The 23,289-nt window shown below is 44.3% G+C and carries 23 protein-coding genes; 22 read left to right on the top strand and 1 reads right to left on the bottom strand.

Features of this window, described 5'->3' with window-relative positions; translation table 11 throughout:
• Positions 1-8 precede the first annotated feature (8 nt).
• The 21 genes from spoIIIAF to MH215_RS29180 all read left to right on the top strand — a co-directional run bounded on the left by spoIIIAF (position 9) and on the right by MH215_RS29180 (position 20,105).
• Entirely contained in the window at positions 9-884 is an 876-nt protein-coding gene (gene spoIIIAF / locus MH215_RS01670) for a stage III sporulation protein AF (RefSeq protein WP_239287289.1), read from the top strand.
• A 15-nt stretch (positions 885-899) separates the two neighbouring features.
• Positions 900-1,538: a stage III sporulation protein AG gene (gene spoIIIAG, locus MH215_RS01665; RefSeq protein ID WP_056696528.1), complete on the top strand. Its 639-nt coding sequence runs from the start codon at positions 900-902 to the stop codon at positions 1,536-1,538.
• Between the two features lie 68 nt (positions 1,539-1,606).
• Positions 1,607-2,443, top strand: coding sequence for a SpoIIIAH-like family protein (locus MH215_RS01660; protein ID WP_056696530.1), 837 nt, complete (start codon positions 1,607-1,609; stop codon positions 2,441-2,443).
• Positions 2,444-2,581: 138 nt separating this feature from the next.
• Complete coding sequence (gene accB / locus MH215_RS01655; RefSeq protein WP_145045310.1) at positions 2,582-3,046, top strand: acetyl-CoA carboxylase biotin carboxyl carrier protein; 465 nt, start codon at positions 2,582-2,584, stop codon at positions 3,044-3,046.
• Positions 3,047-3,101: 55 nt separating this feature from the next.
• On the top strand, positions 3,102-4,445 hold the full coding sequence (accC, locus tag MH215_RS01650; protein WP_239287287.1) for an acetyl-CoA carboxylase biotin carboxylase subunit: 1,344 nt from the start codon (positions 3,102-3,104) through the stop codon (positions 4,443-4,445).
• A 220-nt stretch (positions 4,446-4,665) separates the two neighbouring features.
• Positions 4,666-5,076: an Asp23/Gls24 family envelope stress response protein gene (locus tag MH215_RS01645; protein ID WP_056696536.1), complete on the top strand. Its 411-nt coding sequence runs from the start codon at positions 4,666-4,668 to the stop codon at positions 5,074-5,076.
• A 138-nt stretch (positions 5,077-5,214) separates the two neighbouring features.
• Complete coding sequence (gene amaP / locus MH215_RS01640; RefSeq protein ID WP_239287285.1) at positions 5,215-5,754, top strand: alkaline shock response membrane anchor protein AmaP; 540 nt, start codon at positions 5,215-5,217, stop codon at positions 5,752-5,754.
• A 14-nt stretch (positions 5,755-5,768) separates the two neighbouring features.
• On the top strand, positions 5,769-6,002 hold the full coding sequence (locus MH215_RS01635; protein ID WP_056696540.1) for a DUF2273 domain-containing protein: 234 nt from the start codon (positions 5,769-5,771) through the stop codon (positions 6,000-6,002).
• Positions 6,003-6,220: 218 nt separating this feature from the next.
• Entirely contained in the window at positions 6,221-6,673 is a 453-nt protein-coding gene (gene nusB, locus MH215_RS01630; protein ID WP_239287283.1) for a transcription antitermination factor NusB, read from the top strand.
• Between the two features lie 44 nt (positions 6,674-6,717).
• Positions 6,718-7,575 carry a bifunctional methylenetetrahydrofolate dehydrogenase/methenyltetrahydrofolate cyclohydrolase FolD gene (folD, locus tag MH215_RS01625; RefSeq protein ID WP_239287281.1) on the top strand — a complete coding sequence of 286 codons (858 nt, stop codon included), beginning with the start codon at positions 6,718-6,720 and terminating at the stop codon, positions 7,573-7,575.
• Positions 7,576-7,583: 8 nt separating this feature from the next.
• Complete coding sequence (gene xseA, locus MH215_RS01620; RefSeq protein ID WP_343224501.1) at positions 7,584-8,945, top strand: exodeoxyribonuclease VII large subunit; 1,362 nt, start codon at positions 7,584-7,586, stop codon at positions 8,943-8,945.
• Positions 8,935-9,183 (top strand): exodeoxyribonuclease VII small subunit, encoded by a 249-nt coding sequence (xseB, locus tag MH215_RS01615; RefSeq protein WP_056696546.1) that lies wholly within the window; start codon positions 8,935-8,937, stop codon positions 9,181-9,183. The genes xseA and xseB overlap by 11 nt, the downstream gene beginning before the upstream one ends.
• Positions 9,176-10,081, top strand: a complete 906-nt coding sequence (locus tag MH215_RS01610) for a polyprenyl synthetase family protein (RefSeq protein ID WP_397339169.1) — start codon at positions 9,176-9,178, stop codon at positions 10,079-10,081. Before xseB ends, MH215_RS01610 begins: the two co-directional genes overlap by 8 nt.
• Positions 10,082-10,363: 282 nt before the next feature.
• A complete protein-coding gene (dxs, locus tag MH215_RS01605; RefSeq protein ID WP_239287277.1) occupies positions 10,364-12,271 on the top strand; it encodes a 1-deoxy-D-xylulose-5-phosphate synthase in 1,908 nt (635 codons plus the stop codon).
• Between the two features lie 113 nt (positions 12,272-12,384).
• Positions 12,385-13,230: a TlyA family RNA methyltransferase gene (locus MH215_RS01600; protein WP_239287275.1), complete on the top strand. Its 846-nt coding sequence runs from the start codon at positions 12,385-12,387 to the stop codon at positions 13,228-13,230.
• 84 nt (positions 13,231-13,314) lie between these two features.
• Positions 13,315-13,800, top strand: coding sequence for a hypothetical protein (locus MH215_RS01595; protein WP_239287273.1), 486 nt, complete (start codon positions 13,315-13,317; stop codon positions 13,798-13,800).
• A 32-nt stretch (positions 13,801-13,832) separates the two neighbouring features.
• Positions 13,833-14,282, top strand: coding sequence for a transcriptional regulator AhrC/ArgR (ahrC, locus tag MH215_RS01590; protein WP_056696556.1), 450 nt, complete (start codon positions 13,833-13,835; stop codon positions 14,280-14,282).
• Between the two features lie 53 nt (positions 14,283-14,335).
• Positions 14,336-16,072, top strand: coding sequence for a DNA repair protein RecN (gene recN / locus MH215_RS01585; RefSeq protein ID WP_239287271.1), 1,737 nt, complete (start codon positions 14,336-14,338; stop codon positions 16,070-16,072).
• Positions 16,073-16,174: 102 nt separating this feature from the next.
• Complete coding sequence (gene spoIVB / locus MH215_RS01580; protein WP_239287269.1) at positions 16,175-17,506, top strand: SpoIVB peptidase; 1,332 nt, start codon at positions 16,175-16,177, stop codon at positions 17,504-17,506.
• A 192-nt stretch (positions 17,507-17,698) separates the two neighbouring features.
• Complete coding sequence (spo0A, locus tag MH215_RS01575; RefSeq protein WP_239287267.1) at positions 17,699-18,514, top strand: sporulation transcription factor Spo0A; 816 nt, start codon at positions 17,699-17,701, stop codon at positions 18,512-18,514.
• A 616-nt stretch (positions 18,515-19,130) separates the two neighbouring features.
• Entirely contained in the window at positions 19,131-20,105 is a 975-nt protein-coding gene (locus MH215_RS29180; RefSeq protein WP_239287265.1) for a diguanylate cyclase domain-containing protein, read from the top strand.
• A gap of 179 nt (positions 20,106-20,284) precedes the next feature.
• Here the strand turns inward: MH215_RS29180 and MH215_RS01565 are convergent, their stop codons facing one another.
• The gene (locus MH215_RS01565) at positions 20,285-21,088 is read right to left on the bottom strand and encodes a hypothetical protein (protein ID WP_239287263.1); all 804 of its coding nucleotides are present in this window, start codon (positions 21,086-21,088) and stop codon (positions 20,285-20,287) included.
• A 192-nt stretch (positions 21,089-21,280) separates the two neighbouring features.
• Between MH215_RS01565 and MH215_RS01560 the strand changes: the two genes are divergently transcribed.
• Positions 21,281-23,257 (top strand): AraC family transcriptional regulator, encoded by a 1,977-nt coding sequence (locus tag MH215_RS01560; protein WP_239287261.1) that lies wholly within the window; start codon positions 21,281-21,283, stop codon positions 23,255-23,257.
• Positions 23,258-23,289: the final 32 nt, after the last annotated feature.

Genomic DNA, 23,289 nt, shown 5'->3' with positions numbered 1-23,289 from the left:
TGAGAAGGATGGGGTGGCTGAGCAACTGGCTCCAGGAATTAATCATGATTGTTTTGCTCGCAACGTTTGTGGATATGCTATTGCCCAATCGTTCAATGGAACGTTACGTCAAGCTTGTGCTGAGCCTCCTTATCCTGCTTACCCTCCTATCACCTATAACTAAATTGCTTAAGAGTGATCCAGTTGCTGAACTTAAGCGGGCAATGACTGCTATGGAATCTCCATCAGAGGGGAATGCCACTTTGGAGCAGATATTGGCACAGGGGAAACGCCTGCAGCTGAATGAGCAGGATCAATCCTTAACGTGGACTGCGAAGGAACTAGCCAAAGTGATGAAAGGCCAGATTGAACAAAGCACGGGGGAACGAGTTCAGTCTGTGGAGGTAAAGCTTCTGATGGATACGGTTCAACCAGAATCCGGAGCTTCTTCTCCAGTACATTTACCAGTGATCCAAAGCGTGATGGTCGAAATGAGTAGTCAGGCGGAGGGGACGAGGATTCGCGATGAACGTAACAAAGCCGAAGTAGGCAGTACCTCTGTGTTTGAAGTTGGCGATGCTCAGACAACAGTTGAACCCTCATCCCGACAAGAACCTATACAAGTTGGTGCCATTCACATTCCTTCTGTTCAGATTAAGGTGAGAACCGATGAGCAACCTCCAGGAAGCTCTCCCTCAGAACAGTCTGATGGTCATGAAGGTAGTGCTGATTCGGAAGCTGAGCCGGGCGCTGACAGTCAGGAAACGCTCACTCAACCTCAAGGCGGTGATACTTCATCCCGTTCGAAGCATGCTGTAGAGATTATCTCGCTGTTGACGGAGAAATGGGATATTGATGCGAGCCAGGTGCAGGTTACAGAACAAAAGAACGCGCAGGCGTTATAAGAAGGAGGGTGTGCGGTGCGGAAGTGGCTTAAAAAAATCGAAGTATGGCTGGGCGGCGGAGAAGATGGAGGTCGACGAAGTCAAACATTCCGATGGCTCATTATTTTGGGGTTAATCGGCGTTGGCATCATGCTATTCAATTCATTTGTTAACGTCAAACAGATTGATACGGAAAATATCGGCCGGGAGCCTCCTGATCCAGCGACATCCATGGCGACGATGCAAAATGACTTGACTGATCCGAACCCTTTTCAGGCGATTGAGATGGCGTTTGAGGACAAGATCAAGAGTGTGTTAGAGAACATCGTTGGTGTAGGGACGGTCGATGTAATGGTTACCGTGGATTCAACAGAGGAGTTAGTGGTTCAGCGCAATGTAAAAGACTCGCAGCAGCTAACAGAAGAGACGGATGCCAATGGGGGCAAGAGGCACATGACCCAATACACCAGGGATGGTGAGATCATTACTTATGAAATTTCAGGGGATCAGACACCGATTGTGACCAAAAAACTGAAACCACAAATTCGTGGAGTGCTTGTTGTAGCCAAAGGCGCAGAGAACAAAGTTGTGAAGGATCTCATTACCGATGCTGTGGAAAAAGGCTTGAATGTGGCCGCTTATCGAATCTCGGTTGTACCGCGTAAGCAGGATTAGCCTGGATCAATGATCCAAGGGCAAAAGAAGTAATTCAAGATTGAAGCTAATTCGAGGAGGAAGTATTAATGAATAACAAACGCCAAACGGTATGGCTTGTGTCTATGCTCAGTCTGATGGTTATTTTGTCTGCATATTACCTCTTTACAGAAGACTCGGGTCCTGTGAATCCACCTGTTGCGGATAGCCAGCAAGTGGATGGAATGAAGCAAGATGAGGCGACGGAGACAGCAGGCATTCTGGATCCAACAGAAGGTTTGGTTGTGAACGAAGTTGTTACTGGCGGAGAAGTGGATGAAACGGATGCGAGTACGGGAACAGAAGGAACGACAGCCGAATCAAATGATCCAGCTGCTGTTGAAGGTAAGGAAACGGCAGAACCAGGCAAAACCCCAGCTGCTGAATCGAATGAGGGCAAGAGTGAGGTTGGCAAGGAATCAGACAAAGGAACAACAACTAGCCCTGAGGCAAGTGGGGCTACAGAGGAGAATGCAACTAAAACCGACGAGGAAGTTTTGAAAGAGATGGAAGAGCAGAACACAGCGGTGTCGGCAAGCAGTCAGTTCCAAAACTATCAATGGCAGAGGGAAGAAAGCAACAATCGCAAATATGAGGAACTCATGACCGTGGCTGGGGATCTTAGCAAAACGCCAGAAGAGAACGCTAAAGCTACGGAGCAGATCCGTGAACTTGAAGAGAGAACAGCTAAGATTAACGGAATTGAAGAGACGCTTTCCCAGCAATTTTCCAATGCGATTATCGAAGAAAATGAAGATAAGTATAAAGTCGTAGTGCTTAGTGACAAACTGGATGTAAAACAAGCGGTTTCCATTGTGGATTTGGTGATGAAGGAACTGGCTGTCGCACAGAATAAAATCAGTGTTCAATACGTGACAGAACAGTAAGGAAAGGGCTTGAATGGAGGCCTGGGAACTTGTTAAAGTCCCGGGCTCTTTCCATTTTTAACGATTATGATATAATACATAAAGCCATATGACCGTCTAAGTGAGACTGGCATGATGCCGAAGGAGTGAATAATGCTAATGTTTAAATTGAGCGAGATCAAAGAACTGATTAAACTGGTAGATGAAAGTTCCGTTCAGGAGTTGGAAATTGAAAATGAGGGATCACGTCTCTCTATACGCAAACCAGGTAAAACGGAATATGTTCAAACAGCTGCTGTGCAACCTCAAGTTGTTGCTGCTCCACAGGTTCAACCTGCTGCAGTAGTCACTGAAACTGCACCACAAGCCGATACTACAAGCCATTTACATAAAATCGTATCTCCAATGGTAGGTACTTTTTACAGAGCTTCTTCTCCGGAAGCAGGTCCATTTGTAAGCGCTGGTGATAAAGTTGCCGAAAAAACAACGGTTTGTATCATCGAAGCGATGAAGCTGATGAACGAGCTTGATGCTGATATCAAGGGAGAAATCGTTGAAGTGTTGGTTGAGAATGGACAACTTGTTGAATACGGACAACCTCTGTTCTTGGTTAAACCGGAATAACGTTTATTGCCCTAGATTGGCAACCGCATGAGCTTCGAAGGAGGACAATAACGAAATGAAATTTCAAAAAATACTGATTGCAAACCGTGGCGAGATTGCGGTTCGTATTATTCGTGCGTGCCGTGAGCTCGGTATTTCGACGGTAGCCGTCTATTCGGAAGCAGATAAAGATTCACTGCATGTACGTCTAGCGGATGAGGCATATTGTATCGGCCCGACGTTGTCTAAGGACAGCTATTTGAATTTTACTAACATCATGAGTGTGGCTACGCTTACCGAGTGTGATGCCGTTCATCCAGGATATGGTTTTTTGGCAGAGAACGCTGACTTTGCAGAAATTTGCGAGTCTTGCAATATTACATTTATCGGCCCATCTCCAGAAGCCATTACCAAAATGGGAGATAAGGCAGTTGCGAAGCAAACGATGAAGGACGCGGGCGTCCCGGTTATCCCTGGATCTGACGGACTTGTCGAAAGCATCGAGGAAGCGGTGATGCTCAGCCGTGATATCGGTTACCCAGTCATTATCAAAGCTACCGCAGGTGGCGGAGGTAAAGGGATTCGTATCGCTGAGGATGAAGAGTCGCTGGTAAAACAAATTACCGCAGCTCAGCAGGAAGCACAGAAGGCGTTTGGTAATGCAGGCGTATATCTCGAAAAATTCTTGACGGGTATGAAACACGTTGAAATTCAGATTATTGCTGACAAACATGGCAATGCAGCTCACCTTGGTGAGCGTGATTGCTCCGTTCAACGTCGCCGTCAGAAATTGGTCGAAGAGGCGCCTTGTCCTGTTCTGAATGAAGAAGTGCGTACGCTGATGGGAGATGCTGCAGTGCGCGCTGCACTTGCAGTAAATTACTCTGGCGCGGGCACGCTGGAATTCCTGCTCAGCCCGAATGGTGAATTCTATTTCATGGAAATGAATACACGTATTCAGGTAGAGCATCCCGTAACAGAAATGGTTACTGGCATCGATTTGATCCGGGAGATGATCTCGGTCGCAGAAGGTAATCCACTTTCATTCCGTCAGGAAGATGTGGTGATCAACGGTTGGTCTATCGAATGCCGGATTAACGCCGAAGATCCTGATCGTAATTTCATGCCTGCTCCAGGCAAGATTGGATTTTATCTGGCACCAGGTGGTCCTGGTGTGCGCGTGGATAGCGCTGCTTACCCAGGCTATACAATCTCCCCGTTCTACGACTCCATGATCGCAAAATTGATCGTGTGGGGTGCAAACCGGGAAGAAGCTATTGCCAAAATGAAACGTGCGCTCGCGGAGTTTGCAATCGAAGGAATTTCCACAACGATCTCGTTCCATCAGAAATTGCTGGAGCACCCAACGTTCATTCGCGGTGACTTCGATATTAAATTTCTTGAAGAAAACGAGATTTAATATGCATATTGGGCTTGTTTGTCATAATGTAGCCCAAATGATATAGTATTTAATAATAAGAGCGCATGTCTCCTGTAAAGGATAAGCCCGCTTTGCGGAGATAAAATGCAGGAGTTCCGGTAAAGCCGGATCGGAACGGTATCTGACGGTCGTAGACCTTGGTACCTGCGCCCTCACGGATTGCCGCAAACTTATCTCGCGAAAGGTGTGTTGAACAGTTATGAGTACATTACCGACAGAATTTGAACGAACGGATATCGGTGAAATCCAGATCGCACCTGAAGTCATTGAAGTCATTGCTGGACTGGCTACAGTCGAAGTAAAAGGAGTAGCTGGCATGAGCGGCGGATTCGCAGGCGGATTTGCTGAATTGCTCGGTCGCAAAAACCTTTCCAAAGGTGTAAAAGTCGAAGTAGGACAGCGCGAAGCTGCTGTAGATGTTTCCGTTATTATTGAGTACGGATACCGCCTTCCACAGGTGGCTACTGAAATTCAGCAAAACGTGAAACGTTCTATTGAGAATATGACAGGACTGAATGTAAACGAAGTTAATGTTCATATTCACGACGTTCAATTCAAGAATGCTGAGAAAGTGGAAGAAATTGACGTGAACACACAACGCGTCAAATAACAAAGGGCAGATTCCCCCGGCATAACTGCCGGGGGTTATCCCGTCTTGGACAAGTCTTGAATTCATCTGAAGTTTGGCTGAAGATGGAACATGCGAAACGGATGTCAATGTTAGTGAGCAAGGGAGGCTGTGCAGTTCGTGGCGAAAATACTGGATCGGCTTCTGTTGTTTATATACAGCATAAGCGTTGGAGCAATATCGGCAGCAGTTATTCTTCTGGTTAGTGGAGTGCTGCCTTACGAATTGAATTACCAGCAGGAACAGAACGTCATTGTTGCAGCCGTTGTTGCAGCAGCGATTTTGTTTATCCTGAGTTTACGTTTCTTCTATATCTCGGTTCGGCGTGAACGTGCTTCATTGCCATCTGTAGATCAGCGTACAGAATACGGTGATGTGCAGATCTCAATGGAGACGATTGAGAATCTCTGTTTGAAGGCGACTTCGCGTTTTCGTGGGGTTCGTGATGTAAAAGCACGAATTCGTGTGGTGGAGTCCGGGTTGGAGATTATGATTCGTGCAGTAGTGGACGGGGAGAGCCCGATCCCTGCACTGACTTCCGATCTACAAAAGGCAATACATGATCATGTACAGGAGATTACGGGTATCCCGGTTTCTTCTGTCACAGTATATATTGCCAATGTTACCCAGTCGCCTAACTACAAGAGTCGAGTGGAATGAGGTGAGTTTCACTGATGCTGTGGAGAGAGATATGGGATAGTCACAGAGGCAGAGTATTAGGTATTGCCTTTGGTATCTTTTTTGGATTTCTTTATGTATGGATCGGTTTTTGGGATATGTTGTTCTTTGCACTTTTGGTGTTCATCGGTTATACGTTAGGCAGACGAAGTGATTCGAAGCTTGGCTCTTTCATTCCCTGGAGGGAATGGGGACAATGGTTGGGAGATCGCTGGCGTATGTTTAAGTAAGACCATCTGAGCCCTGCAATAGGTTTCTTCCGAAAATAGAGCTTAGTTTAATATGCCCGTTTTTTGGAGGAAACGTACTGCAGGTTTTTTTGTGAAAAGAGTTAACACTAATTAGACATCAAGGGCATTTTGTATCTGTTCGTGGATGATGGGATGCCCTGAATGATTATAAAATAAGCAGGATGACGCTTAAGAGTAAGCGTTGCAGGAGGCAGGACATGAAAAGACGTTTAGCAAGGGAAATTGCAGTACAAAGTCTATATCAAATGGAAATGAACGAAGTGAGTGCGGCTGTAGCGGTTAACATGTTGATTAACGAAGCGTCTGAAGAAAACGAAACGGATGTTGTCATTCGTGATGCAGATACCATGCGTACCTATGTTACAGATATTGTGAAAGAAACATGGAACCAAAAAGAAGCCATCGATGGATTGCTTGTGGATTACCTCAAAGGCTGGCAGATTAGTCGTCTGTCCCGTGTAGACCGCCAGATTTTACGTCTTGCGACTTTTGAGATGGTCTTCCGTGAAGATGTTCCAGCTAAAGTTGCAGTCAATGAAGCGATTGAGCTATCAAAACACTTTGGTACGGATGAATCCGGTAAGTTTGTTAACGGTGTGCTAGGTCGTATGATTCAAGAAGTTAACACGCTCAAGGAAAAATTGTCTTAATTCAAGGATTACAAACTATATATTCGCATAAGGGAGAGAGTACAATGACAGCATCTATTATTAACGGTAAAGAAGTGTCCCAAGAGATCCGCGCAGGCATAACAGCAGAAGTAAAGCAGCTTAGCGAACAGGGGGTAGTGCCTGGTCTGGCAGTTGTGCTCGTCGGGGAAGATCCGGCATCCCAAGTTTATGTGCGTAATAAAGAAAAGGCATGTCACGACCTTGGTTACTACTCAGAAGTACATCGTTTAGATAAAAGCACCTCACAAGAGGATCTGCTAGCACTTGTGGACAAGCTGAACAATCAGGCCAACATTAACGGGATTTTGGTTCAACTGCCTCTGCCAAAGCACATTGAAGAGAAAGCAGTTATTGATGCGATTTCTGTTGAAAAGGACGTGGATGGCTTTCATCCCGTTAACGTAGGAAATCTTGTGATCGGTGATGATAGCTTGTTGCCATGTACTCCTGCTGGTGTAATCGAATTGATTAAACGTACAGGTCTTGAAATGTCAGGTAAACATGCTGTTGTTATTGGACGGAGTAATATCGTGGGCAAACCGGTATCGCTTCTTCTTCAACGGGAGAACGCTACTGTGACCATGTGTCATTCCCGTACAGCGAATATGAAAGAAATTACGCGCCAGGCAGATATTTTGGTGGTAGCTATCGGACGAGCTAATTTTGTAGATGCCGATTTTGTGAAGCCGGGTGCAGTCGTTATTGATGTGGGTATGAACCGTTTAGAGAATGGTAAATTGGCTGGTGACGTTGATTTTGAAAGTGTAAAAACTGTATCGGGCCCAATTACTCCAGTTCCAGGCGGTGTAGGTCCTATGACCATTACGATGTTGATGCAAAATACATTGATCGCAGCTAAGCGTGCGCACGGATTGGCATAGGTTCGTCTGTGGCAGAGCAACAGATCTACTCCATTAAAGATCTGAATCGGTACATCCGGATGAAATTGGAGTCCGATCAGATCCTGTCGGACGTTTGGTTACGCGGAGAGATCTCTAACTTCACACATCACTCCAGCGGTCATATGTATTTTACTTTGAAGGATAAGGACAGTCGCATTAAAGCAATTATGTTTGCTTCACATAATCAGAGATTACCTTTTTTACCCAAAGAGGGTGCGAGGGTAATTGCAAGAGGGAACGTATCCGTTTATGAGCGGGATGGACAATATCAATTCTATGCCACCCATATGCAACCTGATGGTATCGGAAGTTTATACCTGGCCTATGAGCAGTTGAAGAAAAAGCTCGAGGAAGAAGGATTATTCTCTCCAACACGCAAAAGGGCGATCCCTCGTTATCCGCACACGATCGGTGTGGTGACCTCCCCAACAGGAGCGGCCGTTCGAGATATTTTAACGACGTTACAACGGAGGTATCCTTCTGCCAAAGTGGTTTTGTATCCTGTATTGGTACAAGGAAAAGGAGCAGCACCTTCGATTGTCAAAGCCATTGGCAATTTGAATCGTCTTGGAGAAGCGGATGTCCTCATTGTCGGACGTGGGGGCGGTTCACTCGAAGAATTATGGGCATTTAACGAAGAGATCGTAGCTAGAGCTATCGTCGCTTCATCAATCCCTGTTATCTCTGCTGTGGGACACGAAACCGACTTTACGATTGCGGACTTTGCGGCTGATTTACGTGCTGCAACACCTACGGCTGCTGCAGAGCTTGCTGTACCTAACCGGGCTGAACTGCTTGATCAGATTCAACGGAGACAGCGTCAGCTCCAGCAAAGCTTGCGTCAACGAGCTCTGCATAACCGTGAGCGTCTTGCAAGACTGCAGCGCTCTCCAGTCCTTGTGCATCCTAGACGGACGTTGTTACAGCACACAGAACGTTTGGACATGCTTCATCAACGTCTGCTTCGAACGGTGGACACGAGGCTTAAGTGGACGGGGGAGAAGCAGGAACGATTGCTCGCAGCGCTTCAGCGTTTTAATCCTCGTGAACAGGTTGCGGTTGCTCAGCGTGAACATGCAGCTGCCAGACGTCAGCTGGAGCTTGCTATGAAGGCGATAACCAGATCCAAGCAACAACACTGGAAAGCCTCAATTCGGCACCTGGATGCGCTCAGTCCGCTAAAAGTCATGTCTCGTGGGTATAGTCTCGTGTATGACGATCAGGAGCAACGTTTAATCAAATCATTGAAGGATGTACAACCAGGTGATTCAATCAAGATTAAATTAACAGACGGGCAGCTGGACTGTCAGGTTTGGGGGATGAAGGAGGACGATGACCATGGCGAATGAACCGGAACTGAATTTTGAAGAAGCGATGGCAGCGTTGGAAGACATCGTAAGTCAGCTGGAGCACGGGGATGTTCCTCTAGAGCAAGCGATTGACTTATTTCAGAGAGGCATGAAGCTTTCGCAACTTTGTGGCTTAAAACTGGAGCAAGTGGAACGTAAGATCGAGATGATCGTAGAAGAAGATGGGGAACTTCGTAAGAAGCCGTTTGCTGATGAGAGTGGTGATGTCAATGAATAATCGCCCTGCATTTGAGTTGTATCTTCAGGAGATCACAGAGCAGATCACCAACGAGTTGAAGGAAATCCTCCCTGCTGAATGGGACGTGCCTCAGTCTCTGCGTGATGCGATGCAGTATTCATTAATGGCCGGAGGCAAGCGCCTTCGACCACTGCTGGTCGTTGCTGCGGCGGAAGCTTTCGGTGCGGAGCGTCAAGCTGCGCTTCCGGTAGCCTGCGCCGTAGAGATGGTTCATACGTACTCCTTGATCCACGATGACCTGCCTGCTATGGATAATGATGACTATCGCAGGGGAAAATTAACGAATCACAAAGTATTTGGCGAAGCTACGGCAATCCTCGCTGGTGATGCATTGTTAACACATGCTTTCTACAGCATCGTTCAAGCAGGACGCAAGAGCGGAGTTTCAGCGGAGTCATTGCTCTCCATCGTAGAGGATCTGTCTGAGTTGGCAGGTGCTCGAGGTATGGTTGGCGGACAGGTAGCTGATATGGAAGGCGAGCAAGGATTGACGAACCTGGAACAGCTACAATACATCCATTTGCACAAGACAGGTGATTTAATTGTGTTTTCCCTTATTGCAGGTGCACGGATTGGCGGAGCAACGCAAGGGCAGCTGGAGGCACTACGAGTTTTCGGTAGAGATTTGGGGCTTGCTTTTCAGATACAGGACGACATTCTTGACTTAACTGGCGATGAACAGAAGATGGGCAAAAAAACACAAAGCGATGTCAACCAACAAAAGGTCACTTATCCTTTCTTTATTGGCTTGGAACAGTCTCAAGAACAGGTTAGCGTGCTGACTCAATCAGCTAAGGATGCACTTGGTAGAGCGGATCTAACCGATTCCTCCAGACTAATGGAGATTGCAGATTACTTAATGCGGAGAGATCATTAATTAATGATTCATCTCAGTTGAGTACTGAAAGTTCTGTTTCAATTGATTAAGAACCGTGTAATTATATTGATGTCCTTTTTGTAGGAATGGAGTCTAGCTAACGAAGGATACATAATGATCCACAGGGTGTCCCTGTTGGCGATAATACGTGCTATGGGTAGTGAAGTACCGTACATTATGATTCCTTTTCATTTATGTTATAATGATTTAATGTCAATTTATGAATTATGCATGAACATATTACACAAAATTCAAACATTCTAGGAAAGCGGGGAGATTCTCGTGCTGCTTCCACAAATTAAACAACCCAGCGATCTGAAGTCGATGTCTCAGGATGACCTTGTTTTATTATCGGCGGAGATCCGGCAGTTTCTCATTGAGAAGTTGTCCGCTACAGGGGGGCATCTTGCACCCAACTTAGGAGTGGTTGAGCTCACGGTTGCCCTGCATTACTGTTATAACAGTCCGGTAGATAAAATGATCTTTGATGTTGGGCATCAGGCTTATGTACACAAAGTCCTTACAGGTCGTATGGATCGATTCGATACTTTACGTCAACACAATGGATTGTGCGGATTCGTTAAACGTAATGAGAGTGAACACGATGTATGGGAAGCCGGTCATAGCAGTACTTCATTGTCTGCAGCGATGGGTATGGCACTTGCTCGTGATCTTAAAGGTGAAGACAATAAAGTTATACCTATTATCGGGGATGGAGCGCTTACAGGCGGTATGGCTTTTGAAGCACTCAATCATATTGGACATGAGCAGAAGAAAATGATGGTCATCCTCAATGATAACGAAATGTCCATTGCTCCAAATGTAGGGGCGATGCATAAATATTTAAGTAAAATCCGTTCGGATCGTCACTATCTGAAAGCAAAAGACGATGTCGAGGGAATGCTGAAAAGAATTCCTGCCATTGGCGACAAACTGGCTAAATCAGCGAGTTGGATCAAGGACAGCGTGAAATATATGATGGTTCCAGGCGTTCTTTTTGAAGAGCTGGGATTCAAGTATTTAGGTCCAATCGACGGACATGATATTCCTAAGCTGATTGAAGCGTTTAAACAGGCGGATAACGTTGAAGGACCTGTGTTAGTTCATGTCCTTACAACCAAAGGTAAAGGTTATCAGCCTGCAGAAGCCGATTCACATAAATGGCATGGAATCTCACCGTACAAGATCGAATCCGGTCAAGTTCTAAAAGCTGTTGGAAAACCAATGTATACTGAAATATTTGGCCAAACGTTAGTTGAACTGGCTAAGGAAGATAAGCGTATTGTAGCGGTCACACCAGCGATGCCTACCGGCTCAGGTCTTATTCCATTTAGTAAGGAATTCCCGGATCGGATGATTGACGTTGGTATTGCAGAGCAACATGCGGCCACGATGTCTGCAGCATTGGCAATGGAAGGTTTGAAACCGATCTTTGCGGTGTACTCGACCTTCATGCAGCGTGCATATGATCAGATTGTGCATGATATTTGCCGTCATAACGCTAACGTCATCTTTGCAATCGACCGTGCTGGATTTGTAGGGCCGGATGGTGAAACGCATCAAGGTGTGTATGATGTGGCGTTCATGCGTCATATTCCTAACATTGTACTGATGATGCCTAAAGATGAAAATGAACTGCGTCATATGATGAAGACTGCAATTGAGTATAATGATGGACCAATCGCATATCGCTACCCAAGGAATAATGTCGTTGGGGTACCGCTTGACGAGCAACTCGTGCCGATTCCGATCGGTACATGGGAGCAGATCAGACCAGCGGAAGGGTACGCTATTATTGCATCAGGCTCTATGTTGCAGATTGCGGAAGAAGCTGCTGAGTTAGTGAAAAGAGAGGGCATTACGGCTGGTGTAATTAATGCTCGATTCCTCAAACCACTGGATGAGCAAATGTTACGTGAGTTGGCTTTACGAGGCACTAAGATTATTGTGCTTGAAGAAGCGTCACAAGCGGGAAGCATGGGTAGTGCTGTGCTGGAGTTCTACGCAGAACAAGGATTACACGATGTCCAGGTGCATTTAATGGGTATTCCTGATCGGTTTATCGAGCATGGAAGTATTAATGAGCAGCGGGCAGAAGTTGGACTTACCGTAGAAAATGTAAGCTCCGAATTGCGTTCGTTGGCAGCACAATCGTCATACAGCATGACACGAACCAAATTCCCTTCTTAATAAATAGCGCTACAAAAGCTTGATCATAAGATCGATTCACAACTAACTTTTGATGTGATCCCTGTGACGCATCGCCTGAATGATTAGCATTAACTTGATGATAGGAGAAATACATGTCACTCCCCAAAGAACGAATTGATGTTCTGCTGGTCGAGCAAGGTTACTACGAGAGCCGTGAGAAAGCAAAAGCGGCGATTATGGCTGGACTAGTGTATGCCAATAATGAACGAATTGAAAAGGCTGGGATGAAGATTCCACGGGAAGCAGAATTAAAAGTTAAAGGTTCTGTTCATCCTTATGTTGGTCGAGGCGGGTTAAAGCTGGAAAAGGCGATCCGTCATTTCAATCTCGATATGAATGAACGGGTTATGCTGGACATTGGTTCGTCTACCGGCGGTTTTACGGACTGTGCCTTGCAGCATGGCGCTTCCCATGTCTACGCCATTGATGTCGGATACAATCAGCTGGATTGGTCTTTGCGTAACGATGAGCGTGTCACGGTCATGGAAAGAACCAATTTTCGTTACGTTACCCCAGAAGATCTGGTAGGACCTGTACCGAACTTTGCGAGTATTGATGTCTCGTTCATCTCGCTGCGCATTATTTTACCGCCACTAATCGCTCTGCTTCATCGACCTGCGGATATCGTAGCTCTGATTAAACCACAGTTCGAAGCTGGACGTGAGAAAGTGGGCAAGTCCGGCGTTGTTCGGGATACTGGGGTGCATAAGGAAGTGTTAGAAACGATGCTTCGTTATGCAAATGAACTCGGATTGAAGCTAAAAGACTTAACCTTCTCACCAATTACTGGTGGGGAAGGCAACATTGAATTTCTTGCACATTGGCGACTGGAAGAACCAGGCGCAACACAACCAGAGAACAATGTAGCTGACCTAGATGCACTGGCACAACAGGTTGCAACTCAAGCTGCGCATACATTTAAGGGAAACTCATCATAAGATGGGTTTCTTTTCGCTGGAAAGGTGATTCTAATAACAGGAGAATGGCTGATCAACCGCGAATAAGTCTTCGAGGTGAAGACAATGGATGGGCAATATGACACAATCGTGATTGGTGTGTTTGCTATCTGTTTGATCGTGTGGTTATTCTATGGGTTACGCAACTGGATTAATCGGCCGCAGCCTGTAAGCTTGACTGGCATTCAATTGAATGTAGATATTCAGGATTCGCCTGCGATTGACCTACTTGAAGCACAGGGGTACGAAGTCATTGGTGGTAAGATGAAGGTGCCGCTGGCTTTTGAAGCGAATGAATCGGTGTTTCACAGTAGATTATTCATTGATTATGTCGCGCAGCAAGATGGATATCGATATCTTGTGAAGACATCTAGACGCAGGCAACCTGTGGAATTTACGGGATCAGGCCTACGTGATCGTTTTCTTCATTATTTATTGTTATATCCCGGCTGTGAGGGCTTGTTATATGTGGATCTTGAGGACTCAAGTGTGAAGTTAATCCGATTGATGGATTATGAGGAAGATGCATACGATGGTGAAGATTTGGACTAAGATTAAGGCAATTACTATAACTGGAGGCTTTTATGAAAGGACAACGACACATTAAGATACGTGAAATTATAAGTCAGAATGAAATTGAGACTCAGGATGATCTCGTTGAAGCATTGCGACTATCTGGTTTTCAAGTAACTCAAGCCACGGTATCCCGTGACATTAAAGAATTGTTATTGATTAAAATTCCTATGGATGATGGGCGATATAAGTATTCTCTTCCAACTGATCAAAGATACAATCCAATCCAAAAGCTGAAACGCGCATTAGTTGATAATTTCCTACACATTGACCATGCGAATAATCTGGTTGTTATGAAATGTTTGCCAGGGACAGCAAACTCCATTGCGGCATTACTTGATAATATCGAATGGACAGAAGTGATGGGAACGATCTGTGGAGACGATACGATACTGATTATTTGCCGTACTGAAGATAGCAGCGTTACTGTGATTGACCGCATAATGGGTTATATTTCCTAGAAGATCATATAAATCGAAGTGCTAAGTTTTGTCATCCGGAGGTGTTTTTGCAGATGTTAGTTACTTTATCGATTCGCAATTTAGCAGTTGTTGAAGAGGTGGACGTTGTATTCCATGCTGGCTTTCATGTGCTTTCAGGAGAAACTGGTGCGGGTAAATCAATTATCATTGATGCCCTTGGTTTGATTGCTGGTGGTCGGAGTTCAGCTGATTTAATCCGTTATGGTTGTGAGAAGGCAGAGATGGAGGCTCTCTTCGAAATGGAGCAAGGGCATCCGGTATGGGAAACGCTTGAGAAACTGGGCATTCACTGTGAACCAGAAGAGCACTTGGTCATTCGTAGGGAATTGAATACGCAAGGTAAGAGTACTTCCCGTATTAACGGCCAATTGGTGAATTTAACGATGCTCCGTGAGGTTGGCGAGAAGTTAATCAATATCCATGGACAGCATGAGCATCAGAGCTTGCTTCGACCAGAGAGCCATCTGGGGCTTCTGGATACGTACGGAGCTACAATTATTGGACCCATTAAATCAGAATATCAGGCTCGTTACAGCCAGTTTATCGCTGCGGAGAAGGAGCTACGTGCTCTCCAAGAGTCAAGTCAGCGTGCATATCAGTTGCTGGACATGTATCGTTTTCAACTTGAAGAGATTGCAGCAGCCAGCCTTACAAGCGGGGAAGATGAATTACTCGGTGAAGAACGGGTCAAACTATCCCATAGTGAGAAAATGATGGACAGTGTTGCAGGTGCATATGATTTGCTTAGTGGGCAACGTGGCTTAGAAGCGATAAGTATCGCTCTCTCACGAATTGAGGATATCTCTGGCTATGATAGCAAAGGACTACAGCCAATTGTGGAGCAGTTGCAATCAGCCTTTTATCAATTGGAGGATGTAACGTTCCAACTAAGGGATTACCGCGAAAAAATTGAATTTAATCCAGAAAGGCTGGAAGAAGTAGAACAGCGACTGAACTTAATTTCTGGACTTCGCCGCAAATATGGAGACAGTGTTGAACTCATTTTGAATTATTACGAACAGATTAGCCACGAGACAGATCAACTTGAAAATAAAGATGAGCGCTTAGAGAAGCTTCGTAATCAGCGTGATGAGCTGCTTGTTCTGGTTATGGAATCGGCTGAGGAATTAAGTCGTGTGCGGAAACAATGTGCGGAAGACCTTGCTGCACAGGTGGAGAGTGAATTGAAGGATCTACAGATGGAACGGACAACGCTACGTGTGCAAATTACTGCCTTTGAAGATCCGAAAGGTATCGAATGGAGTGGGCGACGTATTCGTTTGACTCGTCAGGGTGCAGACAATGCTGAATTCTTAATTTCTCCAAATCCAGGTGAACCACTTCGTCCATTGGGTAAAATCGCTTCAGGCGGTGAATTGTCTAGAATGATGCTGGCGATGAAGAGTATTTTTGCACGTCATGATCGTATTCCTGTACTGATCTTTGACGAAGTGGATACAGGTGTGAGCGGTAGAGCGGCTCAATCCATTGCAGAGAAGTTATTCCGACTGTCGTCGATCTGTCAAGTGTTCTCCATAACGCACCTGCCACAAGTGGCTTGTATGGCTGATCATCAATATTTGATTGAGAAGCACGTCGTGGATGGACGTACGATGACTCAAGTGGAATCGCTGTCAAACGAGGGTAGAGTGAAGGAATTGGCACGTATGCTCGGTGGCGTGGAAATTACAGAAAAAACACTGCATCACGCACAGGAAATGCTGAATTTGGCGGAAGCCAAAAAAGGGGGAAACGAGCGACTGGCGTAATGATTGACAGTAATAAAAGCCTGGGGGCGAGGTTATCTTATAGGTACGCAATTGGCGACCACCTTTCGTCAAGCGAAAGAAGCAAAGGGAGTGTGACAGCCATTGAATTCCCCCCTCAGGAAGAAATTGCTAGGTCTTTTATTTGCCTTCTTTCTCTGTTTAATTAGCCAGGCGATTCAGCCTGTGCAAAGTTATGCCTCTTTGCCTGATGAAGTTCAGGTATTTGCGGGTAGGCAAGCAGAGGTTCGTCTTGCTGTGCCTGCTACTTCAAGTGCAGTTGTGGACCGACCGGATATCGTTGGTCTAGATGGACAAGAACAAGCCGTAAACGTAACCAAGCTGGAGCCTCTTCACCTTCACCCACAACAAACAGGTCATGCTAAATTAACCTTGAAATTGTGGGGCAAAATACCGGTAAAGACGGTTAACGTAAATGTTATTCCAGATTTGCGTGTTGTACCCGGGGGTCAAACCATTGGCGTCAAAGTCAAGTCAGCAGGTATTCTTGTAGTCGGTCATCACTTAATTGGTGCTGGACAAGATCAACGTGTTTCGCCAGGAGAAGATGCAGGAATTAAGCTCGGTGATCTAATCACCCATATGGATGGTAAACGTCTGGAGGGTGTAAGTGGTGTAGCCGAGGCAGTTGAACGAGCAGGCAAGAGTAAAAAAGGAATTGATGTCGTTCTTAAACGCGGCAATGAAACGGTCAAAACCCGTTTAACACCTGCCTATGATGCAGAAGATCAAGCGTGGAGACTTGGGTTGTACATTCGGGATTCTGCTGCTGGAGTTGGCACGCTGACGTTCTATGCTCCTGACCAAGGCGTATATGGGGCACTGGGACATGTGATCACCGATATGAACACTCAAACTTCCATCGTTGTAGGCAGTGGTCAGATCGTGCAGTCTAATGTAACGTCTATTTCTAAAAGTGAATCAGGCGATCCAGGGGAAAAGCGAGCGCATTTCCTGAAGGAAAGTAAAATTTTGGGCAATATTGAGCGTAATACGGCATTTGGCATTTTCGGTAAGATGTCTAACAATCCTGATCACAGCTTGTATTCGAAGGGAATTCCAGTAGCCTTTTCTCGTGAAGTGAAGGAAGGTCCTGCTGAAATTCTAACTGTAGTTGAAGGTCAACAGGTTGAACGATACTCCATTGACATTGTGCATGTAGCAGATCAGTCTGAACCAGCAACTAAAGGGCTTGTCTTGCGGATCACCGATCCAAAGTTAATTGAAAAGACTGGTGGTATTGTTCAAGGGATGAGTGGAAGTCCAATTGTTCAAAATGGCAAGCTGATTGGTGCAGTAACGCACGTATTCGTTAATGATCCTAAATCAGGTTATGGTTGCTTTATTGAGTGGATGTTACAAGATGCAGGAGTCATGCTTAAAAAGGAATCGTCTAAAAATCTTAAGGCAGGTTAATCCGCCTTAAGATTTTTTGTCGAATGAATACATAAATACTCGGATAATGAAATAAATTATTTATTATATAGCAACGAGAAAAAAAAATAAAGAAAAATAATTTTCGACAGAAGGAATTTCCTCTCTCATGTCGAAAATTTAACCTGTAAGGAAATGTACGAAATGATGTTTAAATTAAAGGAGGATACCGTTTTGCAAAAAATTGAGGTATTGCTGGCCGATGATAATCGTGAATTTACGAATTTGCTTGCCGAATATATATCCGAACAGGAAGATATGGAAGTAACCGGAATTGCTTACAACGGAGAAGAAGTTCTGCAATTGCTGGAACAGACTCGTAATGTACCGGATGTCTTGATTCTGGACATTATCATGCCTCACCTGGATGGTCTGGGTGTGCTTGAGCGTCTGCGTAATTTGAATCTGTCTCCACAGCCTAAGGTCATCATGTTAACTGCATTCGGGCAAGAGAATATCACACAGCGTGCCGTGCAACTCGGAGCTTCGTATTACATCTTGAAACCATTTGACATGGAAGTTCTTGCGAATCGTGTGCGTCAGCTTGTAGGCTCGCAAACAACGATGTCCTCGAATAACAACAGCAGCTCATCCATGTTCATGAATAAGTCCAATGTGGTACCTATGGGCAAACACAAAAATTTGGATGCAAGCATTACATCGATCATACATGAAATCGGCGTTCCTGCGCATATTAAAGGATATCAGTATTTGCGTGAGGCCATCACGATGGTGTATAACAATATCGAAATTCTGGGTGCAATCACCAAAACGTTGTACCCAGCCATTGCCGAAAAATTCAAAACTACGCCGTCCCGCGTCGAACGTGCCATCCGTCATGCCATTGAAGTGGCTTGGACTCGCGGCAACATCGACAGCATTAGTCACCTATTTGGTTACACGATCAACATTAGCAAGTCAAAACCAACGAACTCGGAATTCATCGCGATGGTTGCTGATAAGCTGAGAATTGAGCATAAGGTGTCTTGAAAGGATCCGGAACAACACATCTGAGAACTTATTATTGATAGGTGTCATTCGCGACACGATCCACATAAATGAACTTATCTTGACCCAGTAGACTTTTCCAGTTTACTGGGTTTTATTTTTATTGGTGAAAATTGATGAGACAAATGGAAGATCAAATGTCAGATTAAATTGGCAAGAGATAACGACAAATCATCTATCTTCTTTACAATTAAAATTATAATTCATTCCAAAGTGACAGGTTCATGTAACGGGGAGTAACAATCCTTTACATGACGATTTTTTGCTATTTTCTGCTTTTATAAACTTTCAACAGGGTATATAGAAGTATGCGTTTTCTCAGTAGAGATAAAATGATGATTATTCAGTTTTGGCGTAGGATGGATTTATTATGCGAGCAAAGAGGAACATTAGATACTTTAAAATGAAAATATAGGTAGGTCACCTCAAGACCTCAAGACCGAACTCAGATTTAATTTCAAACTTTACGTTAAATTGATTCTTTTTATAGGTGAAGGTGGTACGATATGACTACATATTTTTATAACATTATAGGCATACCGGAGCATATTTGATTTATAGAAGTTTCCGATTCTACATAAAGAGCGATGAGAAGAAGGTGAACGGTATATTTACACATATAGGCGACATCGCAGAAAGTATTCCTGTAATTACGTCTGACACGAAATGTGAAGCTGTATATCGTCTTTTTAGATCCAATCCGAATCTGGAAGGTGTAGCAATTGTAGGAGCAGTAGGTATGCCGTCGTTATTGATGCGAGCCCGTTTTTTTCAACAGATTGGTACGCAATATGGATATAATTTGTACATGGGTCGTCCTGTAGAGCTTGTGATGAACAATAGCCCGCTCGTGGTTGACTATATGGAGCAGATCACGGACGTTAGTATTCAAGCTATGAATCGCTCTGAAGAAGAACTGTATGACCTTGTGCTTGTTACATCCAAGGGGGGATTGAGTGGGGCGATTAGTATTCGTCGTTTGTTACTAGCGGTTGCTGATGTTAGAGCCGAGATGGCAAGCTTCATGAATCCGTTAACGGGTCTTCCAGGAAACCGAATTATTGATGATCGTTTGTGCCAATCCTATCTGCTGGAGCGTTTTAGCGTGCTTTATCTCGATCTCGATTATTTCAAATCATATAATGATAGTTATGGTTTTAAAATGGGGGATGCGCTTATTCAAGCAACCGCTGATTTATTACGTGAGTATTTTACTGTGCCAGAGGCATTTTTAGGTCATATCGGCGGTGATGATTTTATTGTCATCCTGAATCACCATGACTATCTGAAAGATTGTGAGGAAGTTGTTGCAGGTTTTGAAAAGCTCAAAAGAGAGTTCTATAACATCCAAGATCTAGAAAATAATCACGTTGTAGGGGCAGGACGCTCTGGGTTACATGGACAAATCCCACTCGTTACTCTATCTATAGCCGTAGTTACGAATCGATCCAAAAGCTTTGCTCATATTGATGAAGTTATTCATGAAGCTACACGTATTAAGAAAATTTGTAAATCCACGATAGGCAGCATGATTTGTGACAATGAAGAGACAGTGAGAAATCTTAACTCATAATGTGAAGTGTGCTTTCCTTAAAACGATGAAAAAACCGTTACCTGATGATCAGAAGCTCGATCGGTAACGGTTATTCTTGTGTATATATAAATTATGTATTTGGACTGCCTTTCTTTTGTAGTTCGTTACTGTAGTAAGTTTAGGGATTAAATTTTTTATTGAGTTATTAGTCCATCCTTTTAGATGCGGACATCTATAGGCGTGTAGGATTGAACGGTTGCACTATCCTTTGGTGGATGAGCGCTAGATCCTTGATCTTGTGGAAGAGACGAATCTTGGACTGACTTAGGAGTTTCTCCCGTTTGTTTGTCTTTAATAGTGTGCTCTTCGGATGCAGGAGTAGAAGGAGTCGCTGATGTCTTCTGGCTTGACGGCTGATGGATATCCTCAATCAATTCTCCGAGCTTCTGATCTACCTTATGAATTTGGGACTGGATATCTTGTACAGCCTCACGTTTCTTCTGAAAAACGGTGCGTTCCGCATTAGCAAGCATATCTGATTTTCCTGTATCATTCTCCGCATTAATCTCCAAGACCAGCCGATCGAATTTGGTTTCGCCTTCAATCGTTTGAATGGAGCTGTTCATCCGTTCGCGCATCCCAACTAATTTCCCTAACTGATCATAGGTTTGACTATTCTTGATTAGATGATCCATAGAAGGAAGCTGATTCTCTTCATCTGGTTTATTGTTTTGCTGCTGCTGGGTGTTTTCAGGTTGTCTAGACTTATTCTTCTCCTGTAATTCCTCTGCCTTAATCTGAGCAATCTGACTGTCAACCTGGGCGATAGAGCTGGTTAAGGATTTGACTCGTTCCGCTTTTGTTTTGATATCAAGCTCATCATTAGCTCTAATTTTCTGTAAATCTTCATTTAATTTGGTCTTTCGTTGCATCAGTGCTTGAATTTCTTTATCTCGATTGGATTGCATGTGGCTAGAATTGAAACTGTTATTGGATTTGGATGCAGGCGATATTGAACTCATCGTCTTCTCTCCTTATTCGTTATTTTTTAGACTTAATTACATATATCGGATGTTAAGCGAAGGAAGTGAAGATTATCATTGGGATCAATCTTGTATACATAACCAGGTATTGCATCTATACGCATTTTAAATGATAATGGTTATCAATGAAAGGTAGAGAGATAATGACGTAGGTGGATGGGAGAGTCACAGATGCATTTGAATGAACAAATAAAACACTGGAATCAAGCGGCTGTGAAGATTCTCGATATTCGCAGAGTGATACTCAAGGTCGGAGAAGAGGTGGAACCCTATGATTTGCCGGCAAACGGATTTATGTACGCTACTCGTGGCTCTGCATGGATTGTAGTAGACGGACAAGAGCATGAAGTGAATTCATTTTATATGCTCCATGCAGCCAAAGGTTCTCGTCTTCAACTTCAGGTGAGAGAGGAATTTGAATACGTGCTTCTCTTCTATCGAGCATTTCTAGCATTCCCCAATCTTCGAACCACGGGGCGTTGGGAGCAGAGATGGTCTTCTCCTTTTGCCCAGCAATATGCATTTATCCCCCAAGCACCGCTTAGTTTAATGAAGCATTTGGATCATTTGGAGAAGGCATGGTTTCAGCCGGGGAATATGGAGAGGTTATATGTAAAAAGCCTATTTTATCAATTTATCCATGAATTGATGCATCAGTTGTCCACAGAAAAGAGCTCAGTAACGATATCAGATCCGGTGCAGCATACGCTCCGTTATCTTCATGACCACTACAGGGAGCAAGTGACATTGGATGATCTGGCTGAACGCTTCAATTATAGTTCTCGTCATTTATCGATGCAGTTTAAACAGAAAACGGGTTCAAGTCCGATTGACTATTTAATTCAGATCAGACTGGCTGAGGCTCGCAGAATGCTAATCAAATCTAATGTGACACTTAGAGAAATTGCAGTAGAAGTGGGATATACGGATGTTTATTATTTTAGTAGATTGTTCAAAAAACATGTTGGGATCTCCCCGGTTCGCTATCAGCAAAGGGTACGTCAGCAAGAGATTATAGAGGATCGTCCATTAGAGTTCTCCGAATCGTCCATTGGCTGGAAATGGAAGCGAGGATATATTGGTTATGAGAATCATTATCAATATATAGACGGAGGGTCTACACCGATGAGAAGAAAGAAAACAACATCAGGAATGTTTTTAGTCGCCTTGTTAAGCTTAACCATGCTGTTAGCTGCATGTGGGGCGGGTTCAGCCACGCCAATGGCAAGTGAGAGTACGGGAGCGAGTTCCAATAATAACAATACAACAGTAGCTGCAACATCAGAGCCGGGCAATCAGGTGAACACGGATAGTGGAACCCGCACTGTGTCTACGGTTAAAGGTAATGTTGTTGTACCAGCTAATCCTAAAAGAGTCGTTGTACTCTATCTTCAGGGAGATGTAGTGGCACTGGGGATTAAACCGATCGCTACATCAGATGTATATGATGGGGCTGCATACAAAAATGAGCTCGAAGGTGTTAACTCGTTGGGGACCTGGTTTGAACCTAATCCTGAAGCAGTCATCGATCTTGATCCAGATCTGATTATTGTTCCTTCGGAGGAGACATATGATCTATTAAAAGATATTGCGCCTACAGTGTATATTCCCTATGAGAAATTAACTACTGAAGAGAGACTCGTGAATATCGCAACTATATTTGGCAAAGAACCAGAAGCCGAGAAATTGCTTTCCGATCTGAACAGCAAAGTTGACGAAAGTAAGAAAATACTGGCAAATGCAGGTATCCTAGATAAAACAGTTTCCATTGTAGAAGGTGGATTCAAAGGCATGGTTATCGTAGAAAGCAAGCAATTTGGCCGAGGCTCACAAGCGGTTTATGAGTACCTGGGGATGAAGGCCCCTGAGGTTGTTCAACAGAAGATCGATGTGGTTTCGGATGCTGCTGGCTCTACCGTATCCATGGAGGTTCTCCCTGAATACGTAGGAGATTACCTGTTTCGCTCCACATATGAGGGAATGGACAATTTGTCAGATAATCCAATCTGGAGTAGTATCCCAGCAGTCAAAGAAGGACGACTAATAGAAATTGATTTTGATTTCTTTTATTATTCAGATGTATATTCCATCAACAAGCAACTTGATTTCGTTGTTGAACACTTACTGGATGCACCGAAAGTGAAGTAAATAGAGTAGGATGAGATAAATATCATCTTTGT

It is taken from the genome of Paenibacillus sp. ACRSA (assembly GCF_022346845.1).
In the GTDB taxonomy this organism is placed as follows: Bacteria; Bacillota; Bacilli; order Paenibacillales; family Paenibacillaceae; genus Paenibacillus.
This window is presented reverse-complemented; position numbering and strand designations above follow the sequence as displayed.